A 16757-nucleotide genomic window follows, 5' to 3' on the forward strand; every position below is an offset into this window, starting at 1 on the left:
CGGGGTTGACGGGGCAATCACGACGTGAACGCGAGGTGACCGGTTGCATAAGGCTTCGGCGTCCACGAAACGTCGGACCCAGCTGACACAATGGGGCCGTGAGCACGACTGACGCAGACCTGGACGGCACCGGCCGGACCGCCGGCCCCGAGTTCGAGCGCGCCCGCGAGCGCCACGAGACCCTGGCCGCGGCGGTCACCGAGCATCGGAAGCGGTACTACCTCGCCGAGCCCACGATCTCGGACAGCCAGTTCGACGAGCTCTTCCACGAGCTCATCGACATCGAGACGGCCTACCCCGAGCTGCAGAGCAACGACTCGCCCACGCAGCAGGTCGGCACCTTCTCCGAGGCGTTCACCCCCGTGCAGCACCTCGAGAAGCTGCTCAGCCTCCAAGACGTGTTCAGCCTCGAAGAGGTCCAGACCTGGGCGGACAGGATCACCGCCGAGGTCCCCGACGAGCCGTACCTCTGCGAGGTCAAGATCGACGGCCTCGCCGTCGACCTCGTCTACGAGCAGGGCCGCCTCGTCCGCGCCGCCACCCGCGGCGACGGCGTCACCGGCGAGGACGTCACCGCGAACGTCGCCACCATCAAGGCCGTCCCGCAGCGCCTCACCGCCGCCGAGGGCTACGAGGTGCCCGAACTCCTCGAAGTGCGCGGCGAGGTCTACTTCCCGAGCGCCGACTTCGAGCGCCTCAACGAATCCCAGGTCGCCGCCGGCAAGGCCCCGTTCGCCAACCCGCGCAACGCCGCCGCCGGCTCCCTGCGGCAGAAGGACGCCGCCAAGACCGCCGAGCGGCCCCTCAGCTTCATCGCACACGGCCTCGGCGCCCTGCGCGGCTTCGAACCCGACTCGCAGTCCCACGCGTACGCCGCGCTCGACGCCTGGGGCCTGCCCGTCAGCCCCTACTGGCGCGTCGTGGGCACCATCCGCGAGGCCTTCGAGTACATCGCCGAGTACGGCGAGAAGCGCCACGAGCTGGTGCACGAGATCGACGGCGTCGTCATCAAGATCGACGACACGGCCGTGCAGCGCCGCCTCGGCGCGACCTCCCGCACCCCGCGCTGGGCCGTCGCCTACAAGTTCCCGCCCGAGGAGGTCAACACCAGGCTCCTCGACATCAAGGTCTCCATCGGACGCACGGGCCGCGCCACCCCCTACGCCGTGCTCGAGCCCGTCCGGGTCGCCGGCTCCGAAGTCGAGTTCGCGACCCTCCACAACGCCGACCAGGTGAAGGCCAAGGGCGTCAGGATCGGCGACACGGTCGTCGTCCGCAAGGCCGGGGACGTCATCCCCGAGATCGTCGCCCCGGTCGAGGCCGCCCGCACCGGCGACGAGACCGAGTTCGTGATGCCCGAGCGCTGCCCCGAATGCGACAGCGTGCTCGCCCCGGCCTCCGAAGGCGACGTCGACCTGCGCTGCCCCAACGCCCGCACCTGCCCCGGCCAGTTGCGCGAACGCCTCGCCTACCTCTCCGGGCGCTCCTGCTTCGACGTCGACCGCATGGGCTACATCGCGTGCGCCGCGCTCGTCGAACCGCTCGGCGCCGAGCCGGTCCTCGAAGACGAGGGCGGCGTCTTCGATCTCAAGATGGAGGACCTGCTGCCCATCCAGGTCGTCGTGCGCGACCCCGACACGGGCCTGCCCAAGACCGACCCGAAGACCGGCGAGGACAAGGTCGTCGCCTACTTCGCCAACAAGAACGGCGAACCGAAGAAGACCGCCGTCCAGATGCTCGAGAACCTCGAGACCGCGAAGCGGCAGCCTTTGTGGCGCGTCGTCAACGCGCTCTCGATCCGCCACGTCGGTCCCGTCGCCGCCCAGGCCCTCGCCGAGCACTTCGGCGACCTCGACCGCATCGCGAACGCCGACGAGGCCGAGACGGCCGCCGTGGACGGCGTCGGCCCCACGATCGCCGCGGCCATCAAGGACTGGTTCGCCGTCGACTGGCACCGCGCGATCGTCGAGCGCTGGCGCGAGGCGGGCGTGCGGATGCAGGACGACGCCCCGGACCCCTCGGAGGTGCTGCCGCAGACCCTCGAGGGGCTCACAGTGGTCATCACCGGCGGCATCCCCGAATACACGCGCGAGGGCGCGGCCGCGGCCGTGAAGGCCCGCGGCGGCAAGGTCTCCGGCTCGGTGTCCAAGAAGACCGGTGCGGTCGTCGCGGGGGACAAGCCCGGCTCCAAGTACGACAAGGCCGTCCAGCTCGGTGTCCCGATCGTGCGCGGCGAGGAGTTCGCGGCGTTCCTCGAGGACGGGTTGTCCGTACCGGAAACACCAGATGCCGAGACCGAACCAGAATGATCACAAGTTAGTAACGATCCGTATTCCTTCACGGGGGGAGACTCGTTAGATCAAGGCAGAGTCGACTCGTGGATGCTTGCCCCTGTCGTACCAACGGCCCGGCGCCCATCGCCCGAAAGGGCCGCCGAGCCTGGAACCGACCACGGGAGACGCTGCGGCAGGAGCCGGATAACGGTTTCTGTAATTGGCATGTCGCGCCTGGTCACAACTGTGCCGCATGTGCTCCCGGCGTTGTCTGGGAGAGGAATTCGCGATATGACAGAGGAGTCGGCCGCGACCGGCCCTGGGTGATTCTGGCGCGTCACCCGGAGACGGCGCGGCAGTGGGAGGAGCGAAATGGCCACGACGCTCATGCGCAACACTGCGCCTAGAGAGCATCCGGGCCGGTACTACGGCTTCATGTCGGCGGTCGCGATGTTCGCGATCGCCGGCTCAGTCGCCGTGACCGTCGTCGGCGGCGCCCCGGAGGGCGGCTGGCTCGGCGTGCCCTTCGCGTTCTGGCTCACCGCCGGCCTCGCCATGGTCGCCGAGCTGCGGCCCACCCGCTGGGGCGGCCTGTGGATGTCGCCCGCCGCCTCCATCTACCTCGTCTACGTGCTCGCCACGATGGTGACGTGGGGCTACCTGCCCGCGCTCATCGTCCAGTCCGGAGCGTTGTTCCTGCTCTCCTTGCAGCTCAAGGCTTCCGCGTGGCGCACGGTCTTCAACCTCTCCCAGCAGGGCGGGGCCCTGTGCGTCGCCTGGCTGGTGTGGAACGGCGTCACCGGCAGCGAGCCGTGGAGCGGCACCGCCTCGCAGGTGTTCGCGGTGTTCGCGGCCGGGATCGCCTGGTCGCTCACGAGCTGGCTCCTCGTCTCCGTGCGGCAGGCGCTGCGCCTCGGCGGCGGTTTCAGCGACCTCCTCGCACAGTGGATCCGCAGCGAATGGGCCTTGCGCGCCACCCAGATCTCGATCGCGCCGATCCTCGCGGCCGCCGCGATGTCCTCGTGGTGGCTCGTGGCCGCCTCCGCGATCCCGATCTTCAGCGTGTACCGCATCCTCCAGGCCGCGGCCGACCGCGAGCGCGAGGCCGACCACGACCCGCTCACGGGCCTGCTCAACCGCAAGGGCTTCCAGCAGGCCGTGGACGGCAAGCTCCTGGACGCGGCCGAGACCGGCACGGCGGTGGCGGTGCTCATCCTCGACCTCGACCGCTTCGCCGACGTCAACTCGGCGCTCGGCCACGAGGTGGGCGACCAGCTGCTCATCGAGCTCGCGCACCGCTTCGAGGCGGACAAGCCCAAGGGCAAGGCCATCGCACGGCTCGGCGGCGACGAGTTCGCGTTCATGTGGTCCGAACTGGACGGCATGACCGACCCGATGGAGTGCGCCCGCGAGATCCGCGCCCGCCTGGACGCCCCGATCGTCCTCGCGGACGCGAGCGTCGAAGTGGACGGCTCGGTCGGCGTCGCGGTCTTCCCCGACGACGGCTCGGACTTCCAGACCCTGTTCCGCCACGCGGACATCGCGATGTACGAGTCGAAGCAGCGCGCCTCCTCGTTCGCGCGGTACGCCCCCGAGTTCGACCACAACTCGCCCGAGCGGCTGCTGCTCCTCGGCGACGTGCGCCGGACGCTCGACCACCCCGACTCGCCCGGCGTGAACCTCTACTACCAGCCGCAGGTGCGCCTGGTCGACGGCGAGGTCATCGGCGCCGAGGCCCTGCTGCGCTACCACCACCCCGAGCGGGGCATCGTCAACCCGGCGGAGATCATCGAGACCGCCGAGCACTCCTCGGTGATGCGGATGCTCACCGAGCGGGTCGTCGACATCGCCCTGCGCCAGTTGCGGTCCTGGAACGAATCGGGCTACCACCTGCGCATGGCCGTGAACGTCTCGGTGCGCGACCTGCAGTCGCCCGAGTTCACGGACTTCCTGACCGAGCGGATCGACGCGTACGGGGTGGACGCGCACAAACTCCAGCTCGAGATCACCGAATCGGCGCTCATGGCCGACCCGCGGCGCGTGGTCGTCAACGTGCAGCGCCTCTCCGACCTCGGCGTGGGCATCAGCCTCGACGACTTCGGCACGGGCTTCTCGTCGATGCAGCACCTGCGGCGCCTGCCGGTCACGGAGATCAAGATCGACAAGTCCTTCGTGACGACGCTGATCGACGACCCGGACAACGCCGCGATCGTCTCGACCACGATCGACCTCGGCCGGGCCCTGGACGTGGAGGTCGTGGCCGAGGGCGTGGAGGACGAGAAGGTCCGCAAGCAGCTCGAGGGCTGGGGCTGCCACGCCGGGCAGGGCTGGCACTTCGCGAAGCCGATGGCCCCGGACGCGTTCGAGCGGTGGATGGCCGACCACCAGCGGGACAAATAGCGCTTTCCTCGGGTCACAAGGGAGGTTTCGGGCGCCTTGCGGCCTGGCGGATCAGATTTCCGAAACCGTCTCGGCGAATGTCGGTGGGCTGTGCGAGGCTTTGCGCATGAACGTTGCTATGAAAGACGACGTCCTCGCCGAGTTCGAACCGCACCGGCGCGAGCTCTGCGCGTACGCCTACCGCATGCTCGGCTCGTCCTTCGAGGCCGAGGACGCCGTGCAGGAGGCCTTCACGCGCGCGTGGAAGTCCCACGACTCCTTCGAGGGCCGCTCCTCGCTGCGCTCGTGGCTCTACAAGATCACGACGAACGTGTGCCTCGACATGCTCAAGGGCCCGCAGCGCCGGGCCCGCCCGATGGACCTCGCCCCCGCTTCCGACGCCGGCTCGCCCCTGCCCGCGCCCGAGCCGGACTACATGTGGGTGGAGCCGATCCCGGACTCGATGGCCTTCGGGGCCGACCCGGCAGCGGCCGCCGAAGCCAAGGACACGCTCCGGCTCGCGTTCGTGGCCGCCGTCCAGCACCTCCCCGCGAAGCAGCGCGCGGTGATGCTCATGCGCGAGGTCCTTCGTTTCTCGGCCGCCGAGACGGCCGAGGCCCTGCAGCTCAGCCCCGCGAGCGTCAACTCGGCGCTGCAGCGCGCGAAGGCGACCATGGAGCAGGTGCACGCGAAACCGGACGAGTCCTACGAGATCGACGACGCCGAGCTCCGCAAGCTCGTGGACGGCTACGTGAGCGCCTTCGAGGCGTACGACATGAACGCCCTCACGGCTCTGTGCACGCAGGACGTGGCCCTCTCGATGCCGCCGATCCCGCTGTGGGTCCAGGGGCACGCGAGCGTCGTCGAGTTCATGCTCACCGCCGGCAAGGGCTGCGAGGGCTCCAAGCTCGTCCCGGTCAGCGCCAACGGCCTCCCGGCCTTCGGCCACTACAAGCCGAGCGGCACGCCGGGCCTGTGGGAGCCGTGGTCGATCACCGTCCTCGAACTCGAGGGCGGCAAGATCTCGGGGCTCAACTACTTCCTGGACACGCCGAAGCTCTTCCCGCTCTTCGGACTCCCGCCCGAATACCGCGAGTAGAACGGAGGCCGCCCCGTGCTCGATCGGGGCGGCCTCCGCTTTCGGCGGAAACCGTCATACCCGCGGTTTACGGTGTCCGTATGCCTGTTCACTTCAAGATCGTCATCGACTGCGCCGACCCCCACCGCCTCGCGGCCTTCTGGGCCGAGGCCATGGGCTACAAGGTGGAAGACCACTCGGCGTTCATCGCGGGCCTCCTCGCCCAGGGCATCATCACCGAGGATCTCCTCACCGAGGTCGACGGCCACCACGCCTGGAAGACCCTCGCCGCGGTCCGCAACCCGGACGACCCCTTCGACGCGGCCTCCGACGCCGGCCAGGGCATGCGCCTCCTCTTCCAGCAGGTGCCCGAACCCAAGACCGTCAAGAACCGCCTCCACCTCGACCTCCACGTGGGCCTCGCCAACATCGACGCGGAGACCGAACGCCTCGAAGCCCTGGGCGGCACCCGCGCGAGCGAACGCCGCCAAGAAGGCCCCTCCCAGTGGATCGTCATGCAGGACCCCGAAGGCAACGAGTTCTGCGTCCACTCCTGAGGGAGCATTCGGTCCCGCATTCGGTCCCGCATTCGGTCCCGCATTCGGTCCCGATTCGGGGAATCGGAGCTGATGGGCGAGTCTCATGCGAGGCCCGCCTGTTTCCGGCCGCCCCCGCCCGAACGCGACGATCGCCGAGGGAGCGTCATCGAACACGGCGAGGCGGTAGGGATCGACGTGGCGCGCCGTGCAGAAGCCGAACGGCGTCAAGGGAGTCCAGCCGACCGGCTCAGATTGCTGGGGCGCTGCGGACGCTGCGGCTGCGGCTGCGGATGGCTTGCGCTCAGGGCGAGCAGCGACGAAGAGGTGAGTTGAGGGGTGGGGTTCGCTGGCGGGCGGCGGGCCTGTTTTGGGGCGGGCGACACTCCCGGCCGCGGGGGTCGGGCGCGCCCTGTTTCCTTGGGGTGCAGTGGGGTTGGGGCGAATGTGAGGGTCTTGTACCCCTGTGGGTGATGACGGTGTGGGGTGGTGTGAGGGATGATTGATGTACGCACAGGGATACGGAAAACGTACAGGTGGCGAGTAGGTGCAAGCAGACTACGCCAAGCCTCTGGCCGAAACCCAAACCGGATGATTTTCCCGAGCCTCGTCAGCTCAGTCTCTTCGTGCTATCGGGTTCCACAGCGGACCACGGCCCCTACGAAAGGGGCCGTGCTGGGTGGGAGATCGTTGGTCGGGATCACCTCGACCGGCGGCAGTGCTCTGAACGAGGCACACACTGGTAAGACCGCCAGCATGATCGGTGATGCCGGCCAGGCAATAGAGGACCTGGTCTCCCCATCCCGCCATGCACGGCAACACCATCCCGCGCTCGCACCTGCCTGGTGCGTGCGGGAAGCACTGATCCGGGCCGGTCCGCAACGGTGGCCGCCGGGCAGCACGACCCCGCCCACGGACTCATGGTGCGTGGGAGATCACGACCGCGGTCCTGTGGTTGTGGTGCCTGCCAGAGGCATTCCTCGATGGGCGGCACAGTTAGCGGGCCAAGGGATGGTGTGGACAGGGCGACGAGGTTGTGTCGGGCGAGGAGACGCCATTGGGGGGCGGCTCTGATCGAAGGCGGTCGCGGAGGGAGGGAGGGTTTCGGTATGGGTTACCGAACCTGTCGAGGAGGCCGAAGCCGTCGGTGACGGCTGTGGCGCCTGAGGGGTCCGACCTGACATGATGGAGAGTGCCCTGCCCGCACGCTGAACGGAGCCTCTTCATGGAGGAGCTTCCAGACACCACCCCCGCATCTCCGGAGCCGACGGGCGGAGGCCTCGACTTGGGCGCCCTGAAGCCTTGGCACGTGCTCATCCTGCTCTTCCTCGTGGCGGTCGTCGGCGCGATCGTCCTGACGGTCGTGCTCGTTGCGAACTCCACCAGGAAGAAGCGGCAGCAGTACCAGTACCCGCCGCAGATGTACCCGCCCCCCGGCACACAGCAGTGGCAGGGACACCCGCCCCAAGCGGGCCCGCAGCAGCTCCCGCCCGGAACCCCACCCCAGCCACCCGCAGACCCGCGGCAACCGAGCTGACCCGCAACAAAGGGCCGCACCGATCCGGTGCGGCCCTTTCGGTCTGCCTCTTATTGGGGGTAGGGCATGTGGAACGGTTCCCATTGATGGCCGTCGAGGTCGAGGAAGGTGCGGCCATACATGCCCACTTCGGCCTCTTGGGTGCGGCGGTCCTCTTGGGAGGTCTCCTCGGTGCCGCCGGCCTTGACCGCGGCGTCGGTGAGGGCGTCGACGGCTTCGCGGTCGGGGAGGGCCAGCGCGTAGGCGGCGGCCGAGTAGGCGGTGGTGTCGGCGATGGGGCGGGCCGTGAAGGTCTTGTAGAACTCCTTGGTGAGCAGCATGAGGCAGATGTTGTCGTCGACGACGACGCAGGCGGCGTTCTCGTCGGTGAAGTCGGGGTTGATGGCCCAGCCGAGCGCCTCGTAGAACGCCTTGGAGGCGTCGAGGTCGTGCACTGGCAGGTTCAGGAAGATCATCTTGCTCGCCATCGGGCGGTCCTTTCAGTGGTCCGTTGCCTTCACCAGTACAGACGAGACCGGTTCTCGGGATTCATCGTTCGCGCGAACGAGATCCGCGGTGACCGTTGGCCGACCGTTCGCCGACCGTTCGTCGGCGCTCTCACCGCAGGATGCGCCCGGTCCGGCGACACGCGTCACAGCAATGCTTTCCTCTGCCTCCGCGGGCTCATAGGTTCCTTGTAAACAAGGCCCGGTGTCGACACGCGCCAGATACAACGCCGACACGTCAAAGCCCTTCAAGGAGGAAGGCTCGATGACCACGACCCCCGAGGGCGACGGCCCACCCCCCGAGATCACCGACGCCGAGATTGCGGCGATGCACGACGACCCCCGGTTCGTCGCGCTGAAGCGGACGCTCTTCCGCTTCACCGTGCCCGTCCTGCTCGCGTCCCTCGCCTGGTACCTCGTCTACGTGCTCCTGTCGGCCTACGCGCGCGACTTCATGGGCATCGTGCTGTTCGGCAACATCAACCTCGGCCTGATCCTGGGCCTCTCCCAGTTCGTGGTGACCTTCTGGATCACCTGGGGCTACAACCGGTTCACCGCGCGCCACTTCGACCAGCAGTCCGCCGACCTGCGCGACGACATCATGAACGGGGGAGGGCGATGAACATCCTCGCGCAGGAGATGAGCGACTCCAACCGCATCCTGACGATCGCCCTGTTCATGGTGATGGTCCTGGTGACCATCGGCATCACGATCCGAGGCGGGCGCTCGACCAAGACGGCGACCGACTTCCACTCCGGCGGTCGCGGGTTCTCCGCGTGGCAGAACGGCTTCGCGGTCGCGGGCGACTACGTCTCGGCCGCGTCGTTCCTCGGCATCGCCGGAACGATCGCCTTGTACGGCTACGACGGTTTCCTGTACTCGATCGGCTTCCTCGTCGCCTGGATCGTGGCGCTGCTGCTCGTGGCCGAGTCGCTGCGCAACTCCGGCCGGTTCACCGTCGCCGACGCCCTCTCCTACCGCATGCGGCAGCGTCCGGTCCGCACGGCTGCTTCCATTGCGACGCTGAGCATCTCGATCTTCTACCTGCTCGCGCAGATGGTCGGCACGGGCGCGCTCGTGACGCTGCTGCTGGGCATCAAGGAGGGCGAGACCTTCCTCGGCATGGACGCCGGCTCGGCGAAGGTGGCGGGCATCGTCGTCACGGGCCTGCTCATGGTCGCCTATGTCGCGTTCGGCGGCATGAAGGGCACGACCTGGGTCCAGATCTTCCAGGCCTGCGTGAAGATCGGCCTCGCGTTCGTCCTGGCGATCCTCGTGCTCGCCGAGTACAACTTCAACCTCTCGGCGCTGCTGGGCGACGCGGCCCAGGCTTCGGGACAAGGCGCGGCCTTCCTCGAACCGGGGCTGAAGTACGGCACGGAGGTCGCCGGGGATTCGGTGCAGACCCTGTGGAACAAGCTCGACCTGATCAGTCTCGGCCTCGCGCTCGTGCTCGGCACGGCCGGCCTGCCGCACGTGCTGATCCGCTTCTACACGACGCCGGACGGCAAGACCGCCCGTAAGTCCGTGAACTGGGCGATCGGCCTGATCGGCATGTTCTACCTGCTCACCCTCGTGCTCGGCTTCGGCGCGGCCGCGATGGTCGGCAAGGAGGCGATCGTCGCCGAGAACCCGGCCGGCAACTCCGCCGCGCCGCAGCTCTCGCAGGTCATCGGCGAGAACATCGCCGGGTCCACGGGCGGCGCGATCATGCTGGCGCTCATCGCGTCGGCGGCGTTCGCGGCGATCCTCTCGGTGGTCGCGGGCCTCATCATCGCCTGCTCGTCCTCGCTCGCCCACGACCTCTACAACGGGGTCTTCAAGCGCGGTGAGGCCTCCGGCCGCCAAGAGGTCGTGTTCGCGAAGTTCGCGGCGGTCGGCGTCGGCGCGATCGCCGTCGTGATCGCGGTGTTCGCGCAGGACCTCAACGTGGCGTTCCTCGTCGCGCTCGCCTTCGCGGTGGCCGCCTCGGCGAACCTGCCGACGCTGCTGTTCAGCCTCTTCTGGAAGCGGTTCAACACCGCCGGCGCCGTCGCGGGCATCTACGGCGGCCTCATCTCCTCGATCGGTCTGGTGATCTTCTCGCCGACCTTCTCGAGCACACCGACTTCGCTGCTCGGCGAAGGGGTCGACATCGCATGGTTCCCGTTGTCGAATCCCGGCCTGGTGTCCATCCCGTTCGGTCTCATCTGCGCCGTGGTCGGCACGCTGATGAGTAAGGAAACGAACCCGACCCGTTTCGCGTCCATGCAAGTCAGGGCGTTGACGGGGGCCGGGGCCGAACGGGCCGGTACGCACTAGGCGCCCCAGTGGGGCGGGGAGGGCCGGGGCGGCCCTCCCCGCCCTTTTCTGTGGGCCCCGTTACAGTGAACACGTGATCCCCGCTCGCCTCACCGCCTCGCTCCGCGTCCCCGCGCGGCGCCGTGCGGTGGGCGCCGGGACCCTCGCGGCCCTGCGGCTCTCCCGCCAGATCGGCGAAGCGCTCGCGGACGGCCTCACGGGCAAGGGCGCGCCGGTCGCGGCCCGCCGCCTCGCGAAGCTCCTCGGAGCCGACGCGGTGGCGCTGGCCGACTGCGAACGGGTCATCGCCGTCTCCGGGACGCTCGATCCGGTTGCGGCCCAAGGCCTCCTGGTCGAGACCCTGGACGTGCTCGAACCGGTGACGGCCCCGCCGCTGCGCGGCTCGCCGCTCATCGTCTCGGGGGACCTGGCGGGGTGCCTGCTCGTGGCGGGGGACGTGAGCGACGCGGAGGTCGCCGAGGCCGCCCACCTCGTGGCGACCGCGCTCGACCACGCCGACCTCGACCGGGCCCGCGAGCGCATCGCCGCGGCCGACCTGCGCACCCTGCGCGCCCAGATCTCCCCGCACTTCATGCACAACGCCCTCGCCGCGATCAGCGCCCACACCCGCACCGACCCCGAGCGCGCGCGCGAACTGCTCACCGACTTCTCCGACTACCTGCGCTACTCGTTCGCGAACACCGGCGACTACGCCACGGTCGCGGACGAGCTGCAGGCCGTCCAGACCTACCTCGAACTGCAGCGCGCCCGCTTCGACGACCGCCTCGACATCACCGTCCGCATCGCCCCGGAGGTCCTGCCCGTGCCCATCCCGTTCCTGGTCGTGCAGCCGATCGTGGAGAACGCCGTGCGCCACGGCTTCGAGTCGAAGCCCGGCACCGGCCACATCGCCGTGCGCGGCTTCTCCGAGGGCGCGCTGTGCGTCATCGAGGTCGAGGACGACGGCGCGGGCATGGAGCCGGAGACCGCGAAGGCGATCCTGAACGGCAGCCGCCAAGGCGCCGGCCGCATCGGATTGGCCAATGTGGACCGACGCCTGCGGGCCGTCTACGGACCCGAGTACGGCCTGTGGCTCGACACCGCCCCCGGCGCGGGCACCAAGGCGACCGTGAGAATCCCCCGATACGCCCGAGGAGTGCACGCATGAGTGCCGGCCTGCGCGTGCTCGTCGTCGAAGACGAGCCGTCCACCCGCATCGAACTCGCCGGGCAGCTCGCCGAGCTGCCCGCCGTCGGCGAGGTCGTGGCCGCCGCCGGCGGCGACGAGGCGGTGCGCCTTCTCGGCTCCGGCTCGTTCGACGCCGCGTTCCTCGACATCGCGATGCCCGGCCTCAACGGCATGGACGTGGCCCGCATCCTCCGGCGCCTCTCGGACCCGCCCGAGATCGTGTTCGTCACCGCCTACGACAACCACGCCGTGGAGGCCTTCGGCCTCGGCGCCGCCGACTACCTGCTCAAACCCTTCCGGCCCGAACGCCTCGCCGAGGCCGTGGCCCGCATCGGCGGCCGCCGCTCCGGGCCCGCCGTGGGGGACAAGGCCGACGACCTCGCCGTCGTCCAGGTCGAGCTCGCCGGGCGCACCGTGTTCGTGCGCCGCGACGACATCGCCTACGCCGAAGCCCACGGCGACTACGTGCGCCTCCACTCCACCCAAGGCTCGCACCTCCTCCGCCAGTCCCTCACCTACCTCGAACAGGTATGGGACGCAGCGGGTTTCGTGCGCGCCCACCGCTCCTTCCTCATCAACCTCGCCGCGGTCACCGAACTGCGCGTGACCTCCACAGCCGGCCTCGTCGCCGTCACCGAACCCGGCGAGGTCCCCGTCAGCCGCCGCCACTCCCGGCTCCTGCGCGAACGGCTCCTCCAGGCCGCGAGAGAAGGCGGGGCGCACCGGTGAGGGCAGCGGAGGCGGCGCGGCACGGCGCGACCGGACCGGACCGAACCGGCGTGAACGCCTGGCGCGACCGCCGCACCGGACCCGCGCGCCTCGCATGCACCGCCGACGGTCCTCCCCGGCTCGCGTCCGCTCCCGACCGGACCGGACGCCCATGAACCAGCGCGTCCGCGTCACCAGCCCCCAGACCCGGCTCGCCCTGCGCCGCAGGTCGGACGCCACCCGCCGCCTCAGCCGCCTCGCGGGCCACACCCCCGTGGACCGCAGCGCGATCGACCTCGACGACGCCGAACGCGCCCTCCGCCGCCAGCGCCGCCTCGCCGCCCGCACCGCGATCGCGCTCCTGCTCGCCCTGGCCGCCCTGCTCACCGCCGCCGTCTTCACTCCCGGCCGCCTCGGCTGGGCCGTCCTGTTCTTCGCGCCCTACCCGATCCTGTTGGCGCTGGCCGCGATCCACGTGCGCCGGGCCGAGAAGATCGAGGCCGAGTACTGCGAGGACGACTGATGCTCGGCCTGGCCGCGATCAGCCTGGTGCTCGCCGCCAGCGTCGTCATCGGCGTCTGGGGTGTGCGCGCGGCACGCTCCACACCGGACTTCCTCGTCGCCTCGCGCAGCATCGTCCCCGGCTGGAACGCCCTCGCCATCGCGGGCGAGTACGTCTCCGCCGCATCCGTTCTCGGCCTCGCCGGACTGCTCGTCAAGAACGGCGTGGGCGCGATGTGGTACGCCGTGGGATTCACCGCCGGGTACGTGCTCGTCGCCGCGCTGGCGGCCGGGCCGATGCGCCGCAGCGGCGCGTACACGGTGCCCGACTTCGCCGAGTACCGGCTCGGGTCGCCGCGCATCCGCCGCATGTGCGGCCTGGTCGTGCTCGTCATCATGCTGCTCTACCTACTGCCGCAGTTCAAAGCGGCCGGGGTCGTGCTCGAACTCGTCTCCGGCATCCCGTACTGGATCGGCGTGGTCGGCGCGGGCCTCGTGGTCTCCTCCGCGATCGCCGTGGGCGGCATGCGCTCGGCGACCTATGTGCAGGCCTTCCACTACCTGGTGAAACTCGCGTTCATCGCCGGGCCGGCGGTGTTCCTCATCGCCCTCGCCTCGCCCGAGCGGCGCGACGCGGCCCTCAACCCGAGCCCGCACACGGACTGGTCGCGCCCGCTGCTCGACCTCGACGGCTCCGGGCACCCGCTCCTCGCCACCATCTCGGTCCTGGTCGCGACCACGTTGGGCGCCATGGGACTTCCGCACGTCGTGATGCGCTTCCACACCGTCGCCGGCGCCCGCGCGGCCCGCCGCGTGGCCGTCTCGGTGATCGTCCTGCTCAGCCTCTTCTACCTGTGGCCGGTCGTCTACGGCCTCCTCGGCCGCGTCACGACTCCCACGCTCGAGGAGACGGACGTGGTGCCGCTGCTCGTCCCGGGCGCGATCGTCCCCGGCTCGGTGGGCGCGGTCCTCACCGCGCTCGTCGCGGCCGGCGCGTTCGCGGCGTTCCTCTCGACCTCCTCGGGGCTCCTCCTCGCGCTCGCCGGGGGCCTCTCGCACGACCTGTTCGGCGGCTCGCTCTCGCGCCTGCGCCTCGGCGTCGTGGTCGGCACCGCGCTCGCGGTCGCGCTCTCCCTTCCTGCCTCCGATGTGGACATCAACGTGCTCGTCGGCTGGGCGTTCGCCGTGGCCGCCTCCACGTTCTGCCCGCTGCTCACCCTCGGCATCTGGTGGCGCGGCCTCACCGCGACCGGCGCGACGGCGGGCCTGCTCGTGGGCGCGTGCACCTCCACCGGCGCGGCGCTCGCCTCGGTGGTCCTCGACCTCGAACCGGGCGTCGTCTCCGTCCTCCTCGCTCAGCCTGCACTGTGGACGGTCCCGCTCGCGTTCGTCACGATGATCGCCGCGTCCCGGCCCGGCTCGGTCCCCAACTGGGCCAGCGAGGCCGTGCTGCGCCTCCACGTGCCCGGCCGCTACTCGACCGGCGACACCGGCGCGATCCCGCGCGCACGCCGGACCCCGCCCGACAAACGGGTGGACGCCACGGATGAAACCGGATAATCTCGCGGCCATGTACGGGTCTCCGGGGCAGTACGCGTCCGCCGCGTCCTGCCCGATCTTCATTCGGCTGCGCGCGGCGGCCTAGGCCACCGCAAGCGCTTCTTGTTCGACCGCCGCTCCGCCGGCGGCCGCGCCCTGCGCGGGCCTAGGCGAATCGATCGTCCTGATTCGACTCGTCCCATGGAGCATCTCCCATGTCCCGCAGCCATTTCCAGCCTGCCCGCAGCGCCTCTGCCCGCAAGGCCCTGTCCCAGAACTTCCTGCGCGACGCGAACATCGCCCGCGCCTTCGTCGCCTCAGCCGGGGTCGGCCCGGACGACCTCGTCATCGAAGTCGGCCCCGGCGACGGCGCGATCACGCGGCCGCTGCTCGACCGCGCCGGCCGTGTGATCGCCTACGAGAAGGACCGCCACTTCGTCGAACGCCTGCAGTCGCGCCTCGGCCACCACGAGCACTTCCGCTGCCACCACACGGACTTCCGCGACGTGCGGCCGCCGGGCGAGCCGTTCCATGTGGTTTCGAACGCGCCCTTCGGGATCACCACTGACATCGTCCGCTGGTGCCTCAGCGCGCGCACGCTCGCCTCGGCCGCGGTCGTCACGCAACTCGAGTTCGCCCGCAAGCACACCGGCGACTTCGGCCGCTGGAGCCGCCTCACCGTCGCGCACTGGCCCGAGTTCGAGTTCGCGCTCGGCATGCGCATCGACCGCCGCGAGTTCCGGCCCGTCCCGCAGGTCGACGCCGCCGCGATCCACCTGCGACGCCGCCCGGAACCCTTGCTGCCCAAGGCCGACCTGGTCGACTACCGCGACCTCGTGGACCTCGGCTTCTCCGGCGTCGGCGGCTCCCTCGCCGCGTCCCTGTGCCGCGTCGTCCCCAGGCGCCTCGCACACCGGGCCTGCGCCGAAGCCGGCATCGGCCGCGAGCAGGTCGTCGGCCACGTCCCGCCCGACCGCTGGATCGCCCTGTTCGAGGCGCTCACGCGTTGAGTCACCGGGTACCGGGCATCGGCCGATTAAGGTAGGGATGCCCGGCCCGGTACCCCCTCTTGGAGCCTGCGATGAGCGAAGCCATCTGGATCGAACTGATCAGGGTGCTGCCCGCATTCCTCTGGGTCGCCTTCGGATTCATCGCGCTCGCCTTCGCCAAGCGGCTCTTCACCGCCCAGGCCCCGCGCATGACCAAGGTCGAGACCCCTTGGGTCACCGTCGAACTCGCCCAGCAGGCGATCGAACAGGCCGGGCTGCGCGGCTCCGCCGCCCCGCTGAACGTCGAGCCGGCCTGGCCCTCGAACCTGTATCCGCTGCCGACGCAGCAGGTCCCGCCCGGGAACCGAAACGACGTCCACGGCCTCCCGATCAGCGGCGCAGGGCCGCTCCCGCCCGAGTTCCAACCGCCCGCGGACGAGGACACCGACGACGCCGTCCACACCGAGCCGCCGCCCGAAGCGGAACCGGACCACCACGCCACCCCGCCCGCGGACACCCCTGCCGATGGCACCGAACCCCCCGACCTGGACCCGCGCGCCGCCGTCACCGCCCCGAACCGGCAGATCCCGAACATCCCGCCCACCTACCCGGCCATCGCGTCCCCGCCCGGCGGCACCTCTCTTGGGCAGGCCGCTCGACCTCAGGCCGACTTCCACTGGAACCAGCCACTTCCGGCGGCGTACCGGCAGCCGCCTGCGTACCGGCCCACCGAAGCCGACAGCCGGCGCAGCCGGCGGGCGGCGACCCGTCTCGCTTCCGCGGCCAAGTTCCTGGAAGGCGGCTCGATTCTGTGGGTTGACGATCACCCTGAGAACAATGAGTCGCTGGTATTCCTCTTCCAATCGGTCGGGATTCAAGTCGACCTCGTGCTCTCGACCGAAGCGGCAATGCAAGCCCTGAGAAGCAACTCGTACGACCTCGTCATCAGCGATATGGGCCGGTACAACGAGTCGGCAGGGGCGAAAGCCGGCCTTGCGTTGCTCGACCGCTTCGAGGAGCAGCACATCATCGCCCCAGTGGTGCTCTACACCAGTGGCTCGAAAGCGCGGGGCGCTTCCCATCCCAGGCTGGTGGCGGCGACGGCGGATCCGGAAGACGTAGTGAACTATGTCGTCGACTTCCTCGGGCACCGCCAAGGCCAACAGACTCAGCGAGCCAGTTGGTTTGATCGACTGAAAGGTTGACGCGGCGAAACAGTGTTAACCGTTTGCCGCGTCGGCTCGCGCCTGACTACCTTGGCCTT

The 16757-nt window shown here is 69.9% G+C and carries 14 protein-coding genes; 13 read left to right on the plus strand and 1 reads right to left on the minus strand.

Annotation, left to right across the window (positions count from 1 at the left end; all coding sequences use genetic code 11):
- The first annotated feature begins 119 nt into the window (after positions 1–119).
- The 5 genes from ligA to O2L01_RS09605 all read left to right on the plus strand — a co-directional run bounded on the left by ligA (position 120) and on the right by O2L01_RS09605 (position 7803).
- A complete protein-coding gene (gene ligA / locus O2L01_RS09585) occupies positions 120–2309 on the plus strand; it encodes an NAD-dependent DNA ligase LigA (RefSeq protein WP_344469117.1) in 2190 nt (729 codons plus the stop codon).
- A gap of 336 nt (positions 2310–2645) precedes the next feature.
- On the plus strand, positions 2646–4673 hold the full coding sequence (locus tag O2L01_RS09590) for a putative bifunctional diguanylate cyclase/phosphodiesterase (protein WP_270121695.1): 2028 nt from the start codon (positions 2646–2648) through the stop codon (positions 4671–4673).
- Between the two features lie 106 nt (positions 4674–4779).
- On the plus strand, positions 4780–5751 hold the full coding sequence (locus O2L01_RS09595) for a sigma-70 family RNA polymerase sigma factor (RefSeq protein ID WP_270121696.1): 972 nt from the start codon (positions 4780–4782) through the stop codon (positions 5749–5751).
- 80 nt (positions 5752–5831) lie between these two features.
- Complete coding sequence (locus O2L01_RS09600; RefSeq protein WP_270121697.1) at positions 5832–6287, plus strand: VOC family protein; 456 nt, start codon at positions 5832–5834, stop codon at positions 6285–6287.
- Between the two features lie 1204 nt (positions 6288–7491).
- The gene (locus tag O2L01_RS09605) at positions 7492–7803 is read left to right on the plus strand and encodes a hypothetical protein (protein ID WP_270121698.1); all 312 of its coding nucleotides are present in this window, start codon (positions 7492–7494) and stop codon (positions 7801–7803) included.
- A 50-nt stretch (positions 7804–7853) separates the two neighbouring features.
- Here the strand turns inward: O2L01_RS09605 and O2L01_RS09610 are convergent, their stop codons facing one another.
- The gene (locus O2L01_RS09610) at positions 7854–8270 is read right to left on the minus strand and encodes a VOC family protein (RefSeq protein ID WP_270121699.1); all 417 of its coding nucleotides are present in this window, start codon (positions 8268–8270) and stop codon (positions 7854–7856) included.
- Positions 8271–8553: 283 nt separating this feature from the next.
- On the opposite strand from O2L01_RS09610, the gene O2L01_RS09615 reads away from it, so the two are divergent.
- The 8 genes from O2L01_RS09615 to O2L01_RS09650 all read left to right on the plus strand — a co-directional run bounded on the left by O2L01_RS09615 (position 8554) and on the right by O2L01_RS09650 (position 16698).
- Complete coding sequence (locus O2L01_RS09615; RefSeq protein WP_270121700.1) at positions 8554–8910, plus strand: DUF485 domain-containing protein; 357 nt, start codon at positions 8554–8556, stop codon at positions 8908–8910.
- A complete protein-coding gene (locus tag O2L01_RS09620) occupies positions 8907–10589 on the plus strand; it encodes a solute symporter family protein (protein WP_270121701.1) in 1683 nt (560 codons plus the stop codon). The genes O2L01_RS09615 and O2L01_RS09620 overlap by 4 nt, the downstream gene beginning before the upstream one ends.
- Positions 10590–10740: 151 nt before the next feature.
- The gene (locus O2L01_RS09625; RefSeq protein WP_344469115.1) at positions 10741–11736 is read left to right on the plus strand and encodes a sensor histidine kinase; all 996 of its coding nucleotides are present in this window, start codon (positions 10741–10743) and stop codon (positions 11734–11736) included.
- Positions 11733–12485, plus strand: coding sequence for a LytR/AlgR family response regulator transcription factor (locus O2L01_RS09630; protein WP_270121703.1), 753 nt, complete (start codon positions 11733–11735; stop codon positions 12483–12485). The genes O2L01_RS09625 and O2L01_RS09630 overlap by 4 nt, the downstream gene beginning before the upstream one ends.
- A gap of 151 nt (positions 12486–12636) precedes the next feature.
- Positions 12637–12987: a hypothetical protein gene (locus O2L01_RS09635; RefSeq protein WP_270121704.1), complete on the plus strand. Its 351-nt coding sequence runs from the start codon at positions 12637–12639 to the stop codon at positions 12985–12987.
- Positions 12987–14525 (plus strand): sodium/solute symporter, encoded by a 1539-nt coding sequence (locus tag O2L01_RS09640; protein WP_270121705.1) that lies wholly within the window; start codon positions 12987–12989, stop codon positions 14523–14525. The genes O2L01_RS09635 and O2L01_RS09640 overlap by 1 nt, the downstream gene beginning before the upstream one ends.
- Positions 14526–14719: 194 nt before the next feature.
- Entirely contained in the window at positions 14720–15514 is a 795-nt protein-coding gene (gene erm, locus O2L01_RS09645) for a 23S ribosomal RNA methyltransferase Erm (protein WP_270121706.1), read from the plus strand.
- A gap of 59 nt (positions 15515–15573) precedes the next feature.
- Positions 15574–16698, plus strand: coding sequence for a response regulator (locus O2L01_RS09650; RefSeq protein ID WP_270121707.1), 1125 nt, complete (start codon positions 15574–15576; stop codon positions 16696–16698).
- Positions 16699–16757: the final 59 nt, after the last annotated feature.

It is taken from the genome of Glycomyces lechevalierae (genome assembly GCF_027622945.1).
Taxonomy (GTDB): domain Bacteria; phylum Actinomycetota; class Actinomycetes; order Mycobacteriales; family Micromonosporaceae; genus Glycomyces; species Glycomyces rutgersensis.